The sequence below is a fragment of the Falsihalocynthiibacter sp. S25ZX9 genome (assembly GCF_041205405.1).
GTDB classification, from domain to species: domain Bacteria; phylum Pseudomonadota; class Alphaproteobacteria; order Rhodobacterales; family Rhodobacteraceae; genus Falsihalocynthiibacter; species Falsihalocynthiibacter arcticus.
Map to the genome: position 1 here is coordinate 235,734 of NZ_JBGFCD010000003.1, position 17,981 is coordinate 253,714.

The 17,981-nt window shown below is 55.6% G+C and carries 18 protein-coding genes; 7 read left to right on the forward strand and 11 right to left on the reverse strand.

Annotation, left to right across the window (positions count from 1 at the left end):
* Positions 1-96 precede the first annotated feature (96 nt).
* A complete protein-coding gene (locus tag AB9F29_RS05295; protein ID WP_369754845.1) occupies positions 97-921 on the forward strand; it encodes a protein-disulfide reductase DsbD domain-containing protein in 825 nt (274 codons plus the stop codon).
* On the opposite strand, the gene AB9F29_RS05300 is transcribed toward AB9F29_RS05295, so the two are convergent.
* The 4 genes from AB9F29_RS05300 to AB9F29_RS05315 form a co-directional block, all read right to left on the reverse strand.
* A complete protein-coding gene (locus AB9F29_RS05300) occupies positions 910-4,320 on the reverse strand; it encodes an efflux RND transporter permease subunit (RefSeq protein WP_369754846.1) in 3,411 nt (1,136 codons plus the stop codon). The genes AB9F29_RS05295 and AB9F29_RS05300 overlap by 12 nt on opposite strands.
* A 2-nt stretch (positions 4,321-4,322) precedes the next feature.
* Positions 4,323-5,795, reverse strand: coding sequence for an efflux RND transporter periplasmic adaptor subunit (locus AB9F29_RS05305; RefSeq protein ID WP_369754847.1), 1,473 nt, complete (start codon positions 5,793-5,795; stop codon positions 4,323-4,325).
* A 104-nt stretch (positions 5,796-5,899) separates the two neighbouring features.
* Positions 5,900-6,385, reverse strand: coding sequence for a molybdenum cofactor synthesis domain-containing protein (locus AB9F29_RS05310; protein ID WP_369754848.1), 486 nt, complete (start codon positions 6,383-6,385; stop codon positions 5,900-5,902).
* 37 nt (positions 6,386-6,422) lie between these two features.
* Positions 6,423-7,238 carry a uracil-DNA glycosylase gene (locus tag AB9F29_RS05315; protein ID WP_335583824.1) on the reverse strand — a complete coding sequence of 272 codons (816 nt, stop codon included), beginning with the start codon at positions 7,236-7,238 and terminating at the stop codon, positions 6,423-6,425.
* Positions 7,239-7,345: 107 nt separating this feature from the next.
* On the opposite strand from AB9F29_RS05315, the gene AB9F29_RS05320 reads away from it, so the two are divergent.
* The 3 genes from AB9F29_RS05320 to plsY are packed head-to-tail and all read left to right on the forward strand — an operon-like array spanning position 7,346 to position 10,211.
* Positions 7,346-8,287 (forward strand): aspartate carbamoyltransferase catalytic subunit, encoded by a 942-nt coding sequence (locus AB9F29_RS05320; protein ID WP_039001778.1) that lies wholly within the window; start codon positions 7,346-7,348, stop codon positions 8,285-8,287.
* Between the two features lie 24 nt (positions 8,288-8,311).
* Complete coding sequence (pyrC, locus tag AB9F29_RS05325; RefSeq protein WP_369754849.1) at positions 8,312-9,598, forward strand: dihydroorotase; 1,287 nt, start codon at positions 8,312-8,314, stop codon at positions 9,596-9,598.
* A complete protein-coding gene (gene plsY, locus AB9F29_RS05330) occupies positions 9,585-10,211 on the forward strand; it encodes a glycerol-3-phosphate 1-O-acyltransferase PlsY (protein WP_369754850.1) in 627 nt (208 codons plus the stop codon). Before pyrC ends, plsY begins: the two co-directional genes overlap by 14 nt.
* Before the next feature lie 76 nt (positions 10,212-10,287).
* On the opposite strand, the gene AB9F29_RS05335 is transcribed toward plsY, so the two are convergent.
* The 4 genes from AB9F29_RS05335 to AB9F29_RS05350 all read right to left on the reverse strand — a co-directional run bounded on the left by AB9F29_RS05335 (position 10,288) and on the right by AB9F29_RS05350 (position 13,313).
* The gene (locus tag AB9F29_RS05335) at positions 10,288-10,542 is read right to left on the reverse strand and encodes a hypothetical protein (protein ID WP_039001775.1); all 255 of its coding nucleotides are present in this window, start codon (positions 10,540-10,542) and stop codon (positions 10,288-10,290) included.
* 73 nt (positions 10,543-10,615) lie between these two features.
* Positions 10,616-11,986 (reverse strand): glutamate--cysteine ligase, encoded by a 1,371-nt coding sequence (locus AB9F29_RS05340; RefSeq protein ID WP_369754851.1) that lies wholly within the window; start codon positions 11,984-11,986, stop codon positions 10,616-10,618.
* Positions 11,987-12,043: 57 nt separating this feature from the next.
* Positions 12,044-12,592, reverse strand: coding sequence for a hypothetical protein (locus tag AB9F29_RS05345; protein ID WP_039001773.1), 549 nt, complete (start codon positions 12,590-12,592; stop codon positions 12,044-12,046).
* A gap of 1 nt (position 12,593) precedes the next feature.
* The gene (locus AB9F29_RS05350) at positions 12,594-13,313 is read right to left on the reverse strand and encodes a 16S rRNA (uracil(1498)-N(3))-methyltransferase (RefSeq protein WP_369754852.1); all 720 of its coding nucleotides are present in this window, start codon (positions 13,311-13,313) and stop codon (positions 12,594-12,596) included.
* Between the two features lie 11 nt (positions 13,314-13,324).
* Here AB9F29_RS05350 and ubiA point away from each other — a divergent pair, with 11 nt between their 5' ends.
* Genes ubiA through AB9F29_RS05365 form a run of 3 tightly spaced genes read left to right on the forward strand, consistent with a single transcriptional unit; the run spans position 13,325 to position 16,610 of the window.
* Positions 13,325-14,308, forward strand: a complete 984-nt coding sequence (gene ubiA / locus AB9F29_RS05355) for a 4-hydroxybenzoate octaprenyltransferase (RefSeq protein ID WP_369754853.1) — start codon at positions 13,325-13,327, stop codon at positions 14,306-14,308.
* 59 nt (positions 14,309-14,367) lie between these two features.
* A complete protein-coding gene (locus tag AB9F29_RS05360; protein ID WP_369754854.1) occupies positions 14,368-16,287 on the forward strand; it encodes an OmpA family protein in 1,920 nt (639 codons plus the stop codon).
* Positions 16,284-16,610: a hypothetical protein gene (locus AB9F29_RS05365; protein WP_335583832.1), complete on the forward strand. Its 327-nt coding sequence runs from the start codon at positions 16,284-16,286 to the stop codon at positions 16,608-16,610. Before AB9F29_RS05360 ends, AB9F29_RS05365 begins: the two co-directional genes overlap by 4 nt.
* Here the strand turns inward: AB9F29_RS05365 and AB9F29_RS05370 are convergent.
* From AB9F29_RS05370 to pgsA, 3 genes are read right to left on the reverse strand one after another with little or no spacing between them, the layout of a single operon-like run.
* Entirely contained in the window at positions 16,607-17,056 is a 450-nt protein-coding gene (locus tag AB9F29_RS05370; protein ID WP_369754855.1) for a molybdenum cofactor biosynthesis protein MoaE, read from the reverse strand. The two genes, AB9F29_RS05365 and AB9F29_RS05370, sit on opposite strands and share 4 nt — an antisense overlap.
* A gap of 3 nt (positions 17,057-17,059) precedes the next feature.
* Entirely contained in the window at positions 17,060-17,308 is a 249-nt protein-coding gene (gene moaD, locus AB9F29_RS05375; protein ID WP_039001767.1) for a molybdopterin converting factor subunit 1, read from the reverse strand.
* Entirely contained in the window at positions 17,305-17,973 is a 669-nt protein-coding gene (gene pgsA, locus AB9F29_RS05380; protein ID WP_039001766.1) for a CDP-diacylglycerol--glycerol-3-phosphate 3-phosphatidyltransferase, read from the reverse strand. The genes moaD and pgsA overlap by 4 nt, the downstream gene beginning before the upstream one ends.
* Between the last annotated feature and the right edge of the window lie 8 nt (positions 17,974-17,981).

Consider the following 17,981-nt stretch of genomic DNA (forward strand, 5'->3'; position numbering starts at 1 on the left):
AAGTTGGCGCGTTTCAAGTGGATTAAATGGCGCAGTCACGGTGTTTTCGCTGAAATGTGATTTTCCAAAAAGGGGGTGTGCCCTATATCTGGTTATATGAAACATTTTTCCCTCTTTCGTCGTGCGTTTTTCTCTGCGGTCCTTGCCCTTACGTCAGCGGCGTCTCAAGGCTCCGCACAATCTAGCTTGGATGGCGACAAAATGGTTTCGTTGGAAATACTAACGGGGTGGCGGGCGCAGGATGGCACCCAAATCGCGGCAATGAAAATCGCGCTTGCACCAGATTGGGTGACCTATTGGCGTGTGCCGGGTGAAGCCGGAATTCCCCCGCAATTTAGCCTGACGCAAAGCGAGAATATCTCGGGGATTTCTTTTTCTTGGCCACGCCCCAAAGCCGAAACAAAATTCGGTTTGCAATCATTTGTGTACCACGATCAAGTCATTGTGCCGATGACAGTGACCCTCAAAAACCCAAGCGCACCTACGCGCCTTGCGGGTGAAATTCAGATCGGAGTCTGTGCGGATGTCTGCATTCCCGTACAGCTTTCGTTTGATGCTGACCTGCCCGCAAATGGGGCCGTGGGAACCGAAGCGATCAAACACGCCCTCTCACAAGGTGCGCGCGCATCCAATACAACCGCGACATGTGATTTTATCCCCAGTGCCGCGGGCATGGGAGTGCGGATCACAGCGAAACTCCCCCCCCTCAAAGGGCAGGAAATTGCCGTCGTTGAACACAGCAATCAATCACTCTGGGTGAGTCCGACCCGCGTTTCACGCAATGGAAACACCCTCAGTGTGGAAACATCCCTTGCTAGCGACACAGGCCTCCCGACAGGGCTACAACGCAGTGATCTGCGCCTCACGGTTCTGGGCGAGAGCGATATGGTAGAGTTTATCGGCTGTCGATCACCCAGCTAGTTTGCGATTAACTTGCCGCGCCATAACCACCGCGCCAATGAGGTAAACTGCCAAAGTAGCCAGCAAAATTCCCGCGACAAACACCCCAAAAGCCGTTGGCATAACGGGTCCATCTGCGAGTCTAGGAACGGCCGCAAGCAAAGGCGCCCAAAGCGCGCCCGTCAGGAGAGCGGCCCCCAAAGTGGCAGCAAAAATCACAGCGGACAACCCCACCAAAATAGCCACGCTCCAAGACGCAACGGCCCCACCCACAGGAAACCGGATCGCGCGTTTAAACGCCGCAACGTGGCGCGCGGTGTCGCTCTGAATGGCGACCAAAGACGGCACAACCAACAAAACAAGCACCATGCCAAATCCGAGCCCATACACCAATGTAATCACCGTTGGTTTCAGGAATTGCGCTTGGCTTGAGGTTTCAAACAACAACGGCGAGAGGCCCAAAACGGTTGTCAGTGTCGTGAGCATCACTGGCCGCAATCGATCTGCAACCCCATCAACAATCGCAGGAAACAAACCGCGCTCATCGGCGTATTCGTCAATCGTTGTGATCAGAACGATCGAGTCGTTGATGATAATGCCCGTCATCCCTATCAGCCCCACAACCGAGAACATCGACAGTGGCACATCCCATACAGCATGGCCATAAATCGTCCCCACGAGGCCGAAGGGAATAATCGCCATCACAACAATCGGGCGCGTCCAACTCGAGAACACCCAAGCCAACACGAGGTAGATGCCCGTCAGGCACAAAATCAAACCCAGAAACGCATCATTCAGAAAATCGCGACCCTGTTCATCCAAGCCAGATTGATTCCACCCAACCCCGAAGTCGGACTCAATTTGCGGTAGAATTTCATCGCGCAATTGCGCCGAGATAGCCACAGCCCGCGCAGGATCATCGTCGGAGATATCCCCCGTCACCGTGACAACGCGCAGGCCATTTTCGCGCCGCACGGTCGAAAAACCAGTCTGGCGTTTTACCGTTACAATATCTCCCAAAGGCACATAACTACCGCTTTCGGCCCGCAGGTAGGACTGTTCCAAGAAGTCCGCACCAAGCTCCCCTTTTGGAAGTTCCACGCGGATTATTGCGCTCCGAGGTCCGTCTGGATAGGTCGCCGCCTCAATACCATTTAAACGGTCGCGCAAAATGCGCCCCAGATCATCGATGGCAAAGCCAAGTGACTGGCCTTGTGGGGTCAACTCAAGAATGAGTTCTTCCTTGTCATAAGACAGCGTATCTTCAAGCGCCGAGACTTCAGGGAAAGAGATGAGCGCGGTTTTCAAGGCTTCCGCGGCCTCTTTGAGGGTCACCGCAGAGGCGCCATAAAACTGAACATCCAGCGCATCACCACCTGGGCCTGACCGCCCGCCTCTAAAGCTCACAAGTTCGGTGCGAGGTGTTTGAACCATCTCGTCCTGCAAATCGGCGAGGAAGGTAAAGCTGCTGTAAGGGCGCAGATCCGCGTCGATGAGTTCGACGGAAATTGCCCCCAAAAGCGATGAATCCTTAGACTCGACCCCAGAAAATCCACGCCCTGCATTCCCGCCAATTTCGGCGAGGGAATAGGCCACAGGATTGGTACCATGTTCGACCTCGTACCGCGTGCCCAGCACCTCCACAGCGCGTTGCATTTCTTGCATCATCACCTTGGTGTCGTCGCGCGTGGCACCGTCCACCATGGCGAAATTCCCCGTGATGGTCGAAAGTTCTGGCGCATTAAAAAACCGCCATTGCACATCGCCTCTGATAAAAACCGCAGCCTGCGACGCCAGCAAAAGGATGCCTGCCGCAAACACAGGATAGCGAAGGCGAACCACCAATCGCATCATCGGGCGGAAAAAATTATCGCGTACATAGCCAAAGCCACGGTTCACCACTCGACTTGGCGCGTCGTACCAATGTTTTTTACCGGAATGGGCCAGAGCATGGCTGAGGTGATTGGGCAGGATCAAAAAGCACTCAACAAGTGACGCAATCAAAACGGCGATAACGGTAAACGGAATATCCGCAATCAAGCTGCCAAACCGCCCGCCAATCGCCACCAATCCGAAAAAGGCAATCACCGTCGTGATGGTTGCAGAAAAAACAGGCGGAGCCATCCGCCGCGCGGCGTTCTCTGCGGCCTCAACAGGGGATTCCCCAAGACGCCGCGCCCGAAAATCCGCATGTTCGCCAACAACAATCGCGTCATCCACAACGATGCCCAACGTGATAATCAACGCAAATAGCGAGATCATGTTGAAGGTCAATCCACCCGCATACATGATCGCGACCGCCGCCAACATCGCGACGGGAATACCCGCGGCAACCCAAATCGCTGTGCGTGCATTGAGGAACAAAAACAACAGTGTAACAACGAGGGCGAGGCCCATCAAACCATTCTCAAGCAACAGGTTTAACCGCCCCGTAATCGCCTCGGCGCGGGTGTTGATCAGGGCGACGGTCACCCCCTGTGGAACCACCGTCCGCATCTCGGCGGCGACCGTCTCAACCTGTTTTTGTATACCGATTGCATCCCCTTGGGCCGAACGATCCACGCGGACAACAATTGCGGGATTGTCACCGACAAAATAGGCCCGATCATGATCGACGCCGTACGTGGTGATCGTTGCCACGTCGCCCACTGTGAGTTGGGTGCCGTCAGATTTGCTCTCAATCACCACGGATGAGATTTCATCAATGCTCTTTTTCGCGACCCCCGTGCGGACCCGAATATTGGCACCCTCAACATCCCCTGCGGGATCAGCGGCGGCCTCTGCGGCAATGACCGAAGCGATTTGAGCCATCGAAAGGTCATTCTGAATCAGCGAGGTCGCCGTAACCTCAACGATGGTTTCTGGCGCAGAAAGGCCGCGGATACTTGCGCGTGTAACGCCCTCAGCGAATAGGCGTGCGACGAATTCATCGGCCAAACGCCCGAGTTGCTCGGCGTCTACCGGCCCAGTTAGAACCACATCCGTGACGCGATCGCGCCATGCACCGCGCCGGACAACGGGATCGTCAGCCCCCTCAGGGAGGTTGGAAATCGTATTCACGGCGGACTGAACATCATCCGTCGCGCGGGCCATGTCCCAGTCGTCTTCAAAATCGAGCGAGACCGAAGCACTACCTTCTCTTGATGTCGACGTCGAGGTTTCAACCCCCTCCACTGACAGCAACACTGGCTCCAATAATTGGATAATCGCGGAGTCCACATCCTCTGATCCGGCCCCCTCCCATCGCACCGAGACGCTTACGTTATCAATGACGATATCGGGGAAAAACTGCGCACGCATACGGGGTGCTGCGGCCAATCCAAGGGCAATCATGACCACCAAAAGGAGATTTGCTGCGGTGGCGTGACGCGTGAAATAGGACAACACACCACTCGCAGATCCGGAAAGTTTACGCGCCATGATCAGCCCCCCATCCGACCTTCAAGTCGCTCGACCACACTTGACGGGACTTTAGGTTGGGACAGCTGGCCAAGAATGCGTTCCCGCGCGTCGGCGGGCATCCGTTGATTGCTTTCGACAAAAGCGATCAACTTGCCGCGTCGCTCGTCCGTAAGTTCAACCAACTCTGGTTCGGGCTTGGCGGCTTGCTCGGTGTCTTGCACGCCTAAAGGTCGCGCTGGTGTTATCTTAATTCCCGCCCCCAAAAGCGGCGAACGTTCGGCGACGATTTGCCGTCCATAAAGCGCCTCTGCTTCGATCAAAATATCATCGCCCTGCCGCCGCAAAACATTCACGACAACAGACTCAAGACGGTCCTCTTCCCCAACGGCCAAAACTTCAGAAGCGGCATTTATGGCGAGAGCGGGGATAAGGGCGGCGCGCCGCAAAACAGGCTCGTCCGCATGTACAGTCACGAAATCCCCGGGGCGGAAACCGGGCGCGTCTTCAAGACTGGCATAAAGCACGCGGCCCGTTTGGCCCTCGCCGACGCTCGCGCTTTCGCGGGTAATTTCACCCGAGACCTCTAAATCAAGGTCCAAGACATTGAGGCTCACCGAAATATTCGATCCAATCAGGCGCCCTTGCCCATCCAAAAGCCGCGCGTATTGGCCGGTGGAGACGCGAAACGCGACCTCAAGAAGCGTGGGATCAATCAGTTGCGCGATCTGCTCATTATTTGTAACCAACCCTCCCTCAACGAGGGTTACCCCCGAAAGCGTCCCTGTAAAGGCTGCATAGATTTCGGTCTCTGCAAGGCGGCGTTCGGCTTCGATTTTCTCAATATCTTGCCGCACGAGAGATGTTTTTGCTGTACTCACCCGCGCCACGGCCTGCGCGATGGCTTGGCGGCGCGACACAATCGCTTGATTGGCCGCCGCGACCGCAAGGGCTGCGGTTTCAACAGAAGCATCAGTGCCAACCCCCCGCTTTCGCAAATCGTTTTGCCGCGTGAGGGCCGCTTCGCGCAGGTCCGCTTGTGCCTGTACCGCCGCGAGGTCTTCGTTCGCCAAAATCAGCGCCGCTTCCGCCTCGCTCAATTCCGCATTTGCTTCCAAAATATCCGCCGCAACCCGCTTCACCGTGTCTTGGGCATCTGCGGGATCAATACGCAAAAGAAGCTGGCCTTGCGTGACACGCCCACCTTCCTCAAACGCCTCGTCCATGAAAACAACAGTCCCGCCAGATGCCGCACGCACGTCTAGAATACGCCGGCTGCGCACTTCGCCAAACGCGGTAAACACAGGGGTATGCTCGCCCGCAACCACATCAAGGACATTCGCGGCAAATGCCCGCTCGCGGACGGGTCTTTGACGATCTTCTTGCTCGGCCAAGGATCGCACAGCAGAAAACACAACTTGCCCCGCCCATGCCAAAATCCCAAGGGTGAGGGACAGTAAAAGGACGCCAATCAGGCTCCGGCCAAGAAATCGCATAAATCGTCTCCGTTGGCGCATTTTACCACAATGGGAATGGCGCCAGAATCAAGAATTCGTGTGCCGACCAACAAGGGCGGATAAAAGGTATACGTAGCAGAAACCTACTTCCGTCGCATTTTTTCCGTTAATCGCGGAAATATTTCAACAAAATTGCACGGCATGTGACGATAATCGAGCTGGTGCACCAAAATTTCATCCCATGCATCCTTGCACGCGCCGGGACTTCCGGGGAGCGCGAACAAATAGGTCCCCTGTGCAACGCCTCCGGTGGCGCGGCTTTGGACCGCGGATGTGCCAATTTTCCTCATCGAAACGATTGTAAAGACCGAGCCAAAGGCCTCGATCTCTTTTTCATAGACGTCGCGATGCGCCTCGACAGTCACATCGCGCCCCGTGAGGCCCGTGCCGCCCGTGGAAATAATCACGTCAATTTCAGGATCCGCACACCACTCGCGCAATCGTGCCGCGATTTGGTCCCGCTCGTCGTGGATGATTTCGCGCGCGGCCAAAATATGTCCAGCCGCTGTAAGCCGATCCACTAGAGTTTGCCCCGAGCGGTCCTCTGCGAGGGAGCGGCTGTCTGACACCGTTAAAACAGCAATGCGGACGGGTAAAAATGCGCGTTCAGACATGACTTAACTCCCGAAGGCGGGCTTGCAACGCCAAGAGGTCCGCCCATGCTTCGCGTTTACTCTCTGGGGAACGCAACAGTTTCGACGGGTGCAACATAGGGAGCGCTGGCCGTTCTTGGGCCGTTGTCCATTGACCACGCTGGCGGTTGATATTCCCTTTTCCCAAAAGCGCAAGGCACGGCGAATTCCCCATCAACACAACCACATCGGGGTCTGCAAGCTCGATATGACGGGCCAAAAACGGACGCATCAAAGTGAGTTCATCCATCGTAGGTTCGCGATCCTGTGGCGTGGGCCAAGGCAATACCGTGGTGAGGTAAAGCGCTGTTTGCGGGTCGGGCGTACCACGAACGTGACCGATGGCGGCAAACATTCGGTCCAAAAGCTGGCCTTGCGCACCATAAAACGGCGATTTGTTGCGATCTTCGTCGACGCTGGGCACTTCGCCAATCACCATGATGCGCGCTTGTGGGTTTCCGTCCGAAAAACAAAATCCGCGTGCGCCTTTTTTCAGGTCACAGCCTTCAAATGCCTCGGTTGCGGATGCAAGTTCTGCGAGGGTCGAAGCCCCTTGTGCCGCAGCAACCGCCCTGCGACGTGCTTCTTCCAAGAGATCGGCTGCGCTCACTTCGGTATGAATAATAGGCGCAGGTTTCGCGGTTTTTTTCGCAAGTGCCGCAGGGGGGGCCAGTGTCGCCGGAATTTCATAGCGATCAATCGGAGAATCTTCGATCGCCTCATCGGCTCCGAGCTCGATCTGCCATTCCAACAAGGCTTTCGCCTCATAATATCCGAGTTCTGTCTCCATCCGTTTAAAGTATGCTGCGGGGGGCAAAGGGTAAAGCGTAGAAAAGAATAAATTGCCCCCGCGCGCCGTAGTTTCTATAAGCGAGAAAATCGACACAGGGGCTAGCCATGACTTTCCGCGCCAAGCATCTTTTGGGGATCGAATATCTCGCCCCAGATGAGATCACCACACTTTTAGATTTGGCCGAGACCTATGTCGAATTAAACCGCTCCAAAACCAAACATTCCGATGTTTTGGCGGGTCTGACCCAGATCAATATGTTCTTTGAAAACTCGACGCGCACTCAGGCCAGCTTTGAGCTTGCAGGCAAGCGTTTGGGGGCGGACGTGATGAATATGGCAATGCAGGCCAGCAGCACGAAAAAGGGCGAAACCCTGATCGACACGGCGCTCACCCTGAATGCCATGCACCCCGATTTGCTGGTGGTGCGCCATCCACATTCTGGAGCGGTTAACCTGCTGGCGGAAAAGGTGAATTGTGCCGTTTTGAACGCGGGTGATGGCTTTCACGAGCACCCGACTCAGGCCTTGCTGGACGCACTGACGATCCGCCGCGCCAAGGGGCGTTTGCATCGGCTCTCTATTGCCATCTGTGGCGATATTGCCCACTCGCGGGTTGCCCGCAGTAACCTGATCCTGCTTGGGAAAATGGAAAATCGTGTGCGCCTCGTTGGACCCACAACTCTGATGCCCAGTCAGATTTCCGAGTTTGGCGTCGAAGTCTTTGATGATATGCGCGAAGGCCTTGCGGACGTTGACGTCGTGATGATGCTGCGCCTTCAGAAAGAACGCATGGACGGCGGATTTATCCCAAGCGAGCGCGAATATTACCACCGCTACGGCCTTGACGCCGAGAAGCTGTCCTATGCCAAACCCGATGCCATTGTCATGCACCCTGGCCCGATGAATCGCGGTGTCGAGATCGACGGCACTATCGCCGACGACATCAACCGCAGTGTCATTCAGGAACAGGTCGAGATGGGCGTCGCCGTGCGCATGGCCGCGATGGACCTTTTGGCCCGAAATTTGCGCAATCGTTCCGCCGCCTAATCTTCTAAGCCTAGGAAGCCAAACATGAAAACTCTGCTCGCCAACGCGATTTTGATAGACCCCGAAGACAAAACCGAAGCCCTCGGTTGGTTGCTGCTCGACGCGGGTTTGATTACGGACAAAGGCACAGGGACGCCTCCCGCCTGCGCGAACACGATCGATTGTCGTGGCCTGCACCTTGCGCCCGGGATTGTGGATATCGGCGTTAAAATCGGCGAACCGGGCGAGCGTCACAAGGAAAGTTTCCGCACCGCAGGCGCAGCGGCGGCGGCGGGTGGAGTTACCACAATGATCACCCGCCCCGATACATCCCCTGCCCTCGACACGCCCGAAGCGCTGGAATTTGTGACACGTCGCGCCAACGAGGCCGCCCCCGTAAATATCCTCCCCATGGCCGCCCTGACCAAAGGTCGCTTGGGCCATGAAATGGTTGAAATCGGCTTCCTCACGGATGCGGGGGCCATTGCCTTTTCCGATTGCGATCATGTCGTCGCTGATAACAAAGTTTTCTCACGCGCGCTGACTTATGCCAAAAGCCTCGGCGCCTTGGTTATTGCCCACCCCCAAGATCCGAACATGTCAAAAGGCGCGGCTGTCACCTCCGGAAAATTCGCGTCGCTGCGCGGCTTGCCCGCCGTGTCGCCGATGGCCGAACGGATGGGGCTTGAGCGCGACCTCGCGTTGGTTGAAATGACCGGTGCCCGTTACCACGCCGACACACTCTCTACTGCCGCCGCCCTGCCCGCACTGCAACGTGCCAAAGACGCGGGGCTTGATGTGACCGCAGGGGTCAGTATCCATCACCTCACACTCAACGAACTTGATGTCGGCGATTATCGCACGTTCTTTAAGGTTAAGCCGCCGTTGCGCTCCGAGGATGATCGTCTTGCGATGGTGGATGCCGTAGCCACCGGCCTGATCGACATCATCTCCTCGATGCACACCCCGCAGGACGAAGAGAGTAAACGCTTGCCGTTTCAAGAGGCCGCATCAGGCGCTGTCGCGCTCGAAACCCTGCTGCCTGCCGCCCTCCGTTTGGTCCATAGCGAGTTAATCGACCTACCGACACTATTCGCGGCACTCGCGCTTAATCCCGCAAAACGCCTCGGGCTTCCCTGTGGACGCCTCGCGATTGGCGCGCCTGCGGACCTCGTTCTATTTGATATCAATGCACCTTTTGTGCTGGATCGTTTTTCCCTCAAGTCAAAATCTAAAAATACCCCCTTTGACGGACAGCGAATGCAGGGCAAGGTACGGATGAGTTTTGTCGCCGGACACGCCATTTTTGGAGCTGACTATGCCGATCATTGAGACTTCCGCAGCCGTTTTGGCCCTTGCCGCAATCCTTGGCTATCTCCTTGGGTCCATCCCCTTCGGGATGATTTTGGCCCGAGTTATGGGGCTTGGGAACTTGCGGGAAATCGGCTCAGGCAACATCGGCGCCACCAACGTTTTGCGCACAGGCAATAAAACCGCCGCAGCCCTCACACTAATTTTGGACGGCGGAAAAGGTGCCGTGGCCGTTCTTATCGCACACGCACTTTGGGGCGAAGGTGCGGCACAAATCGCTGGACTGGCTGCGTTTTTAGGCCATTGCTATCCGGTTTGGCTGAAATTCGCGGGCGGCAAAGGTGTGGCAACTTATCTTGGGATCATGCTCGCCCTAAACCCCATAATCGGCCTCGCGGCCTGTGGCACATGGTTGGCATTTGCCGTTTTGCTCCGCTATTCTTCGCTCGCAGCACTTATGGCGGCGGGATTTGCGCCCGTGTGGATGGTTATTCTGAGCCGTGACACGACCTTCATCCTCGGCGTTGTGCTTGCCATTCTGATCTATTGGCGACACCGCGCCAACGTCGCGCGCTTGCGGGTCGGCAGTGAGCCGAAAATCGGGCAAAAAAAGTCGCCAAAAACGGGCGCCTAAGTCAACATTTTCCAAACGTCTCAAGAAAACCCACCGAAATAAATCGGCGGGTTTTTTATTCTGTTAAGAGTCTATTCTATTTATTTCCAAGGCGCTCCAAAGCTTCAGCGGAGCGGCGTGTGTTATGATAAATGCCGAGGGCCATATAGAAAAATCCGCCCATTAGGATGACGTAAAGAGACCCAAAAACTAGGAAAAGCAAGCCCGCGAAAATCCCACCTTGGCCGGGGGCGAGCATCGCCACCACACTTCCCACAAGCACGCCTAGCGCCATCAAAACAACGAGAACGCCAATAAGCTTCTCAAACGAATTAATAAAGAAATCGCGCATATCTAATCCTTCCTGTGAAATTTATACCACAAATTTGCGCTACAAATTCCTCTAAGGCAAGAAAATCCGCGGACTAGTAGCTGTACTCGTCGTAAATACGGGTCAAATCACCACCCCATTCGCCGTGATACTTCTCTAGCAATTCATCGGCGGGGGTACGTCCTGTTTCGACGCTCTCTTTGAGGGTGTTCAGGAAGTGGGTTTCATCAGGAATCAATCCACCCGCACCGGGACGCGCACGCGCCTTAAGACCCGCATCGGCAATGGCCACACATTCACGCGCGAGATCGAGCATTTTGATGCCATTAAATTCGCCTTGAAGTCCATCAACCGAGGCCGCAACGCGCAGGCCTTCGCGGGTTTCCGTATCCCAATCTTTGGCCAAATCCCATGCCGCATCCAACGAGGATTGCTCGTAACACATGCCCACCCAAAACGCGGGCAACGCACAGAGACGACGCCACGGGCCGCCATCGGCACCACGCATTTCAAGGAATTGTTTGATCCGCGCTTCGGGGAAAATCGTTGTTAGGTGATCTGCCCAATCAGACAGGCTTGGCTTTTCACCCGGCAGTGCGGGAAGTTGGCCCTTGAGGAAGTCGCGGAAACTTTGGCCCAGCGCGTTGATGTATTTTCCGTCGCGATAGACAAAATACATCGGCACATCGAGCGCGTATTGCACCCAAGCTTCAAACCCCATGCCGTCCTCAAAGACAAACGGCAACGTGCCTGTGCGATCAGGGTCAAGATCGCGCCAAACGCGGCTGCGCCAAGATTTATGACCGTTGATTTTGTTCTCAAAAAACGGCGAATTCGCGAAAAGCGCGGTTGCAACGGGTTGGAGCGCGAGGGCCACCCGCAGCTTTTGAACCATATCCGCCTCAGAGCCGAAATCGATGTTCACTTGAACCGTACAGGTGCGGCGCATCATCGTCGTGCCCATCGTGCCCACTTTGTTCATATAAGCGTCCATCAGCTTATAACGCCCTTTGGGCATTAAGGGCATTTCCTCGTGCATCCAAATTGGTGCGGCCCCGAGGCCGATGAATTTGACTCCAATATGATCAGCTATTTCTTTGACTTCGCGCAGGTGGTCATTCACCTCGTCACAGGTTTCGTGAATGGTCTCAAGCGGGGCACCGGAAAGCTCCAACGCGCCTCCGGGTTCCAGCGAAACATTAGCGCCATTCTTGGTGAGGCCGATCAGTTTGCCGCCCTCTTCCATCGGAGCCCAGCCGAATTTATCGCGCAATCCGCCCAAAACGGCCAAGATCGAACGCTCGCCTTCATAGGGAAGTGGCTTGTAACTGTCTTGGCAAAACCCGAATTTCTCGTGTTCCGTACCAATGCGCCAATCAGATTTGGGCTTACAGCCGTCTTCCAAGAGTTGCGCCAATTGGTCATGGCTTTCGATGGGGCCTGCGCCGGTTTGTGGGATAGACATGAGACGGGCTCCAGTGGGTTATTGGGGTTTAAGTCGTGAGGTGAAAATTAGGGGATGTCAATGCAACATTCGCCGCGAGATATAGCCCTCATCCTGCCAGATTAGGAAACGGCTATTCTGGGTTGATTGGCTGGCGGCGATCACTTTTTCGTAGTCAGCCCCCGGAAAAGCGACAAGCGCATCAAAAAGGCCTTCGGCCCCAACCGCCCCCGAAGGAATACGTACGGGTTGACCGTCGCGTTGATAGAAGATCCAATGCATAGCCTGCGTATTTGGGCCTTTGTCGATGGTTTGAATCTCAATTTTGACGACTTGATCCATCGCGATGGTGCCGCCAATTCCGCTGGAGAAGAAGGTCACTTCTTGCTCCACCATTTCCACGACGCCGTCGGAGATAGGGGCCTTTGCGCGTAGGATACGAAACCGTGCACGGCGCAAACCCAAGAAGACAAACGCCGCCCCCGCTAATAGGAGCGGAATGGAAATGAACGTTATGAAGCCGCCCGCCAGAAATCCGATCACTCCGAGAACCACCGCGGCGATTCCCCAAGCAACTTCCTGATACTGCTTGAGTCTTTCGAGAACTTCAGGCCGAACAAAACTCATATCACCAGTCTCCGAGATGTGTTTGCCAAAGGGTGAGTGCCGCAACCGCGGCGGTATCTGCGCGCAAAATTCGTGGCCCAAGACTTACAGCATGCGTAAAGGGGAGCGCATGGAGGCGTTTGCGTTCGGCTTCGGAAAAACCACCCTCAGGGCCGATGAGGATCGCCCATTTGTCACCCGCAGCCTTGCCTAGAACTTCGCCAGCTCCCGCAAGGTTTTCATCGCAAAACATGATATTGCGGTCCTCAGGCCACGCGTCGAGCAGACGGTCAAGCCGCTGTAAATCGGCGACTTCGGGCACATATGTGCCGCCACATTGCTCGGCCGCCTCAACCGCATGGGCTTGAAGGCGGTCGCGGCGAATCCGTTCCGAATTGGTGAATTCTGTTTGAATGGGGCAAATGCGCATCGCGCCCATTTCGGCGGCTTTCTCGACGATAAAATCCGTGCGCGCCTTTTTGATCGGAGCAAAACAAAGCCACAGGTCGGGCGGCATTTGCAGAAGGCGGCTCTGCGTCTCGCATTCCAACACGCCCCCGCGTTTTCCTGCCTCAACAATACGCGCCAAATACTCACCGTCGCGGCCATTAAACAGCGCGATATAGGAACCAACAGGTTGCCGCATCACTCCAAAAAGGTAATGCGCCTGATCGCGATCTAGAGGAATTGATTGCCCAACCCCTAGGCCCTGTTCTACATAAAGTCTAATCTTTGCTTTCATGGACTTAACTTATGCCCGACACACCCGAAATTCCAGAGGCCAATGCCCCTAAATCTGCGGCGCCCGTTCAGGATGCGCCAGTTGGCAATTGGGTGGACCTCTTTGCACCAGAAGCCACTCGCCCCTATTTGCGGTTGTCACGGGCGGATCGGCCAATCGGTGCGTGGCTTTTGTATATTCCCTGCCTGTGGGGCGTGTGTTTGGCGATGCTGTCATCGGGCAGCGCATCATTTGCCGATCTTTGGATCGCGGTGGGCTGCGGGCTTGGCGCGTTTTTGATGCGCGGCGCGGGGTGTACATGGAACGATATCAGCGACCGCAACTTCGATGGCCTCGTTGAGCGCACCAAGTCCCGCCCCATCCCGTCAGGCCAAGTCAGCGTGCGCGGCGCTTTGATCTGGATGGTGGCACAGGTGGCAATTTCCGCCTTGATCCTGTTTAGTTTCCCGCTGCCGGCGATCATTCTTGGGATCGTGGCGCTTGTGCCCGTGGCGATTTATCCTTTTGCCAAACGGTTCACTTGGTGGCCGCAGGTTTTCCTCGGGATCGCTTTTAACTGGGGCGCATTGGTGGCCTATGTCGCGCATACTGGCGTGATCGACGGCGCGGTGATTGCGCTTTATCTTGCTGGGATCACGTGGACGCTGTTTTACGACACGATCTATGCGCATCAAGACAAGGAGGATGACGCCATGATTGGCATCAAATCCACAGCGCTTCTTTTTGGCGATCGCACCCGTTTTGCGCTTCGGTATTTCTTAATGGGCACCGTTGGTTTGATGGGGCTGGCGGTTATCCTTGCAACCGCGCCGCGCGAAAACCTACTCTTGCTTGTTGTCGCTTTGGGTGGGCCTTGGGCGTTGGGATGGCATCTCGCGTGGCAAATGCGCTTATTTGACGGGGATGACGTGTCAATGTGCCTGCGGCTTTTCCGTTCCAATCGCGAAGCGGGGTTGTTGCCTGTGCTGTTTTTCGCCGCATGCTTATTCCTGTGATTGAACCCATGGGACGAAGCGCCTAAACAAGGGCAACTCTCATCCAAGACAGGGTCTTCATGCGCTCACTTTCCACATTGGCAGGCGTCTTCGCCTTTCTCGCAGCGGCCGTTTTGGCCATCATGGCAGCCTATTTCGCCGTCGGAGCTATCGAAAAATACTCTGGGGCCGCCGTTGGCGAAGCTCTGAGTGAGCAGCAAATGAATTGGACAAATGTGGACGTTGACGGCCTGCAAGTCATATTGACGGGCACTGCCCCCACCGAAGCTGCACGTTTTAGAGCGCTGACAAGTGCGGGGAACGTTGTTGATCCGTCGCGCATTGCGGACTTTATTGACGTTGCCGAAGCCGAAAGCATTGCCGCGCCCGATTTCACAATTGAGATTCTTCAAAACACCGATGGCATCTCCCTCATCGGGCTTATCCCCGAAGAGTTTGATCGCGAAGCCTTCCTTGAGGCCCTTCGCGACGCGACCAAAGGCACACCAATCGTCGACTTTCTTCAATCGGCCCCGTACCCGGCACCCGAAGGCTGGGATCAAGCACTCCTCTATAGCTACCGCGCCCTTGCGCAGCTTAAGCGTTCAAAAATATCCCTTTCGGCGAATAGTATCTCGATTACCGCCGTGAGTGAATCCCAAGGTGAGCGGGCGGAACTTGAAAAAACGCTGCGCCGTGCCGCCCCCCAGACCGCCAAACTTTACCTGTCAATTTCTGCCCCGCGCCCCGTCTTGACTCCCTTCTCGCTTCGGTTCGTCCTCAAGGATGGCGTCGCTCGTTTTGACGCTTGCGCCGCAGACACAATCCCTACGCAGGCGCGTATCCTCGCGGCGGCTCAGGCGGCAGGCCTTAAAGGGGTTTCCAATTGCACGCTTGGCCTTGGCGTCCCCACCACACATTGGGGAGAGGCCGTTGAAACAGGTATCCGCGCGCTGGTAAAACTTGGTGGCGGCTCGCTTAGTTTCGCGGATGCGGATGTTACCGTAATCGCAGACGAAGGCACCGATGTGGAGCTTTTCAACACTACAATTGCCGAGCTAGAGGCCGACCTCCCGCTGCTATTCTCATTATCCGCTACATTGCCTGAATCCGAGGAGACCACCACGCGCCTTGAAGGCCCGATTGATTTTGTGGCCACCCTAAGCCCCGAGGGGCAGGTTCAGCTGCGCGGTCGTGTTCCGACTGAACGCGTTCGCAAAGCGGCGCAAAGCTATGCGCGGGCACGCTTTGGACGGGACGAGGTTTATGCCCCCCTTAGCCTTGATCCGGATCTACCAGCAGGCTGGCCAATGCGGGTTTTCTCAGGCCTCGCGGCCCTCGCAGAACTCAACAATGGCTCTGTTGTGGTCGGGGCAAACAGCCTGACCGTCAAAGGGGTCACGGGCAATCTGGACACGAATGCACAACTCGCGGCCATGCTGGCAACCCAACTCCCCGAAGGCACAGACGTCACCTTTGATGTGGTCTATAACGAGGCCTTAGATCCGGTCGCCGCCCTTCCCACGCCAAAAGAATGTGTGACCTCGATCAACGCCGTCATTCAAGCCAACAAAATCAATTTTGCACCGGGCGCGGATACCATCGCCCCTGAGTCTAGATCTTCGATTGATCAAATTGCCGCCCTCATGAAGGAATGCGAAGGCGTCCCCTTGGAAATCGCGGGTCACACAGACAGCCAAGGTAGCGACGGCATGAACTATGACCTCTCACAAGCCCGCGCAGAGGCCGTCGTTAACGCCCTGATGGCGCGGCGCGTGTTGACCGGAAATCTGAAAGCTCTAGGGTATGGCGAAACAACACCCATCGCTAGTAATGACACAGAAGAAGGCCGCGAAGACAATCGACGTATTGAATTTACATTGATACTTCCAGAAGATGACGCCACACAAGAAGAGGGTCCGGCATCCGCGCTAGACCCAGAAACCGACGCTCCCCAAGAAGGCGCGACAGAAGAAACCGAGCAAGAGGCCACTGAATGAACGGAATTGAGTTTATTGCCGCGACGGCAATTATCCTATTTGTGGCTTTTGCACTGGGATGGTTTGCCAATTGGTTGGTCCATCGGTTTAGTCGCGTGTCAAAAGCTGACATCGGCGAGCTTGAGAAAATGGCGCAGGCCTTGCATGAGGCCGAGGAATTGCGCGATCAGGCCATCACCTATTTGGAACAACGCGAATCCGAACTGAACAGCCATATTTCCCAGACAGAGGCGGAATTGAGCGCGGCGATGGATGGCCTTCGGACCGCTCGTCACGAAGCCGAAGAACTCCGCATCTATATTGAAAAAACCAACGGCGCTTAAGGCTTCCAGCGGTTGAGGGCATCTTCATCGTCCCTTTTGGACGCAACCCAAGTTGCACCGGATTTTGTGAATTCTTTTTTCCAAAACGGTGCGCGGGATTTCAAATAATCCATAAGGTACTCTGCGGCTTCAAAGGCAGCGACCCGATGGCGCGACGCCGTGGCGACCATCATGATGGTTTCCCCCGCTTTTAGGTCGCCAAAACGGTGCAGGATAAGAAGGTTGCTCAAGTCCCAACGCGTCCGCGCCTTTTGTGCGATCTCGCCCAGCGAGCGTTCGGTCATTCCCGGATAATGCTCGATTTCCATCCGATCCAAATCACCGTTCGGCGTATCCCGCACGATGCCTGTGAATGTCACGATGGCCCCTGCGGAACGCGATGCCGCGGTAAAGCGCGCAAGCTCGACGCCTGCGTCAAACTCAAGCTCCTGCACGCGGATATCCACGGCCTAGCCCCCAGTCATCGGCGGGAAGAAAGCCACTTCCCGTGCGCCAGCTAAGGGCGCGTCAAACTCGGTAAGTTCTTGGTCAATTGCGACTCTGAGCGACGCAAGGTCCTCAAAAGCTAGGGCATAACGTTCTTCGCGGCCACGCAATTCCTCAACCAAATCCATCACGGTTTTGGCCGAGGTTTCGATCTGTTCCTTGGGCAGACCAATCCGCTCGCGCACCCATGCGAAATACATCACATCAATCATTTTGGCTCATCCGCAAGATAGGGCCGCGATTTATTGAAATAATCCCACCCCGTAATCAGGGTCAGTACCGCAGCAATCCACAAAATCCAAAGGCCTGCATAATGCGTCGCGAGCGCGCCAAAGCGTAGCCACCAAAGGCCCATGTGATCGGCCGTATCACCAGCGAGGATGCTGGAAATAATCCCTTGATCCATACCAATCGTAAACGCCCAAAAATAATGCTCGAAAATACCCTGAGCAAGCAACACTGAGATTGCCACCATTTGCGCCGTGGTTTTCCATTTCGCCAGCTTGGTGACCTTGAGTTTGCCCGCGTCCGCGCCCAAAAACTCGCGCAGCCCACTGACAAAAACCTCGCGGAACATGATGATCGTCGCGGGGAACACTACAAAGGGATTCATATTCCAGACCCCGACAAGCACCATCAAGGCAATAACGACCATAGCCTTGTCCGCGATGGGATCAAGCATGGTGCCAAATTTGCTGATCTGCTTCCACTTACGGGCAAGATAGCCGTCGATATAATCGGTCAGGGCCGCGCCCACAAAAAGCGTCAAGGCAAACCAATCGGCAAACCCGCGCGGCAAGAAAATAAACCCGAGGGCGAGAAACGGCGCGGCCAAGAGGCGGACAACCGTGAGAATATTTGGTATGTTCCAAGTCATGTGACCTT

What these genes read in the sequence shown, in the direction of transcription:
- AB9F29_RS05295 (WP_369754845.1), top strand. Translation starts at nt 97, where the DNA reads ATGAAACATTTTTCCCTCTTTCGTCGTGCGTTTTTCTCTGCGGTCCTT.
- AB9F29_RS05300 (WP_369754846.1), bottom strand. Translation starts at nt 4,320, where the DNA reads ATGGCGCGTAAACTTTCCGGATCTGCGAGTGGTGTGTTGTCCTATTTC.
- AB9F29_RS05305 (WP_369754847.1), bottom strand. Translation starts at nt 5,795, where the DNA reads ATGCGATTTCTTGGCCGGAGCCTGATTGGCGTCCTTTTACTGTCCCTC.
- AB9F29_RS05315 (WP_335583824.1), bottom strand. Translation starts at nt 7,238, where the DNA reads ATGGAGACAGAACTCGGATATTATGAGGCGAAAGCCTTGTTGGAATGG.
- AB9F29_RS05320 (WP_039001778.1), top strand. Translation starts at nt 7,346, where the DNA reads ATGACTTTCCGCGCCAAGCATCTTTTGGGGATCGAATATCTCGCCCCA.
- pyrC (WP_369754849.1), top strand. Translation starts at nt 8,312, where the DNA reads ATGAAAACTCTGCTCGCCAACGCGATTTTGATAGACCCCGAAGACAAA.
- plsY (WP_369754850.1), top strand. Translation starts at nt 9,585, where the DNA reads ATGCCGATCATTGAGACTTCCGCAGCCGTTTTGGCCCTTGCCGCAATC.
- AB9F29_RS05335 (WP_039001775.1), bottom strand. Translation starts at nt 10,542, where the DNA reads ATGCGCGATTTCTTTATTAATTCGTTTGAGAAGCTTATTGGCGTTCTC.
- AB9F29_RS05340 (WP_369754851.1), bottom strand. Translation starts at nt 11,986, where the DNA reads ATGTCTATCCCACAAACCGGCGCAGGCCCCATCGAAAGCCATGACCAA.
- AB9F29_RS05345 (WP_039001773.1), bottom strand. Translation starts at nt 12,592, where the DNA reads ATGAGTTTTGTTCGGCCTGAAGTTCTCGAAAGACTCAAGCAGTATCAG.
- AB9F29_RS05350 (WP_369754852.1), bottom strand. Translation starts at nt 13,313, where the DNA reads ATGAAAGCAAAGATTAGACTTTATGTAGAACAGGGCCTAGGGGTTGGG.
- ubiA (WP_369754853.1), top strand. Translation starts at nt 13,325, where the DNA reads ATGCCCGACACACCCGAAATTCCAGAGGCCAATGCCCCTAAATCTGCG.
- AB9F29_RS05360 (WP_369754854.1), top strand. Translation starts at nt 14,368, where the DNA reads ATGCGCTCACTTTCCACATTGGCAGGCGTCTTCGCCTTTCTCGCAGCG.
- AB9F29_RS05365 (WP_335583832.1), top strand. Translation starts at nt 16,284, where the DNA reads ATGAACGGAATTGAGTTTATTGCCGCGACGGCAATTATCCTATTTGTG.
- moaD (WP_039001767.1), bottom strand. Translation starts at nt 17,308, where the DNA reads ATGATTGATGTGATGTATTTCGCATGGGTGCGCGAGCGGATTGGTCTG.
- pgsA (WP_039001766.1), bottom strand. Translation starts at nt 17,973, where the DNA reads ATGACTTGGAACATACCAAATATTCTCACGGTTGTCCGCCTCTTGGCC.